This is a genomic window from Nitrospira sp. BLG_2, assembly GCF_049222245.1.
This window is the reverse complement of the sequence record NZ_JBLYIG010000423.1, coordinates 1-2,319: the sequence shown is the minus strand read 5'-3', so window position 1 is coordinate 2,319 and position 2,319 is coordinate 1. Positions and strand designations below refer to the sequence as shown.

Sequence of the window (2,319 nt, the reverse complement as noted above, 5' to 3'; positions counted from 1 at the left end):
CGGATGATACAAGCTTGATGGCCGGCGAGTTGATGAATAAGCACGATATCGACTGGCTTCCAGTGGTCGAGAGCAAGGAAGATCCGCGCTTGATCGGCATTGTTCGTTCCGAGAAAATGCTGTGCTGGCTGGTCTTGCACGAGCTGGATTAATTCCAATATTCTAAATCTAGATTCCGCAAGGGCCTTTTCTCTGTTTCTTCCTCATGCATAAACTGCCGAGCTTACGCGGATACCGGCCGAGGGCAGGACGCGGATTAACTCGATTTTCGCTTCGCTTCCATGGACTGCCGGTAACGCTCCACATAGTTCAGAATGTGGTCTTTCGGTACCGCAAACCAATTTAAAGCATGCCGAATCAACGTCGCCGCCGCTTCGACTTCAGGCTGGATGACCTCGGTTGATCCGACTTCGGCTAGTCTTCCGGCTTCAGCTTGTCCATGCGCGCGGGACAAGATCGGAGCTTTCGGATTGATGGCGCGAATGCGAGTGACCACGAGTGCGGCGGGATCTATTTCAGGCAGCGCCACGATGATCAGAGACGCATCCTCCACGCGAGCCTTCGTGAGCAATTCGCGGTGTGAGGCGTCGCCATAGAGACAGGCCGTGCCTCGGATTTGTAGCCGACGAATGATGTCCGGATCGCGATCGATCACCACATACGGAAAATTGAACGCCTCCAACGCTTTGCCGAGCGCACTGCCGACTCGGCCGAAACCGCATAGCACCACGTGCTGCCGGGGTGGTTCGTTTTCGGGTGGCCAGGGTTCAGCCTCGTGTGGAAGCCGGGCAAGACTCCTCCCGCCGAGCCAACTGGGCACATACCGGACGAGGGCGGCGTTCGCCAGAATGGTGAAGAGGGAGGCAGCAAGTGTTGCATTGTAGACTTCGATGCCGACATGGCCTGCCGCTTTTGCGACCTGCACAAGGACAAACGAGAATTCGCCGATTTGAGTGAGGCCAATCCCTACGAGGAATGCCGTTGTCCAAGAATAGCCGAACAGTCGCACGACAGTTGTCCAAATCATGAACATCCCGCCCATGATCAAGCCGATCATTGTGGCGAGGAGAGAAAGGTTATCGATGATCACGCGCGGGTCGATCAGAATGCCGATGGTCACGAAGAAGAGCGCGACGAAGGCGTCACGTAGCGAGAGCAGCCTGGCCAAGGTCTCGTGCCCATACTCGGATGCGCTGATAATGAGGCCCGCGAGAAAGGCGCCCAGAGCGAGGGAGAGCCCGATCATCTGCGTGACGGCGGCGGTTCCAAGACTGATGGCCAGCGTGACCAGCAGGAAGAGTTCTTGGTTTTGGGTTCTGGCGATATGCGTCATGATGGCGGGAATGACTTTGGCGGCAAAATAGCCGAAGGGAGCCAGAATCAGGAAAGCCTTCAACAAGGCTTGCCCGATCAACAACAATCGCCCCGAGTTGAATTCACCGAGGGCCGGCACGAGCACAGTCATCACCACGACCGCTACGTCTTCGACCAGGGTAATACCGATCATGACGCGGCCATGCTTTGTTTGAAGTTCGCCCCGATCGAGGAGCAGGCGCGCGAGCACCATGGTGCTTGCCATGGAAATGACCGCACCGATCACGATGCTTTGGGTCGTGGACCATCCAATCAAGCTTCCCACCATCACGGCCAATCCGATGGACATGAGAATGCCCAGTGGTCCGCCCGCGAGGGCAACCCATTTCACCCGCATCAAGTCTTTTACTGAGAACTCAAGTCCGATCGAAAACATCAGAAGAATGACGCCGATCTCGGCGAACAGCTCGAACATATGTGATTCATGGATGGTGGGCCCCGGGGTAAACGGGCCGATGGCGATACCGCCCAGTACGTAGCCGAGGATCAATGGCTGCCGCACAAACCTGGCAAGGAGTCCGCCCGCGACGGCGGCAAGGAATACGGTGGCAAGGTCCACAAAAAACGCGGGATTAGGCAGCACGAAACACCTCTTCGACGATCTCGGTTACCACGTTGATCTCTTTATGGCCGATTGACGGAAAGGCCATGGGACCGCGGGACGAAAATACCACAGACGAGATGAAATAATACCGTTATCTCATAAACCGACCGTGGTCTTGCGTAACAGTTCCCGTGTTGCATTCACAGGAATTCCCCGGAGCGTGACATTCGACACACGAAGAAAGGTAAGAGTAAAACAATGTATAAGAACCAAGGAATGCGGTGAAGTTTGTCGGAAGATTCCGCGATAGAGCAACCAGGTAAGGGCTACCGGTCGAACAAGTGCATGTGTAGAGTGGGGATCTTTTCGGAGGAGCCTCCTTGGTTCGATGGAAGCTCCTC

At 55.6% G+C, this 2,319-nt stretch carries 1 protein-coding gene; it reads right to left on the bottom strand.

The window, feature by feature from the left end:
• Positions 1–256: 256 nt before the first annotated feature.
• On the bottom strand, positions 257–1,957 hold the full coding sequence (locus tag ACOSYY_RS11625) for a cation:proton antiporter (RefSeq protein WP_421662547.1): 1,701 nt from the start codon (positions 1,955–1,957) through the stop codon (positions 257–259).
• Positions 1,958–2,319: the final 362 nt, after the last annotated feature.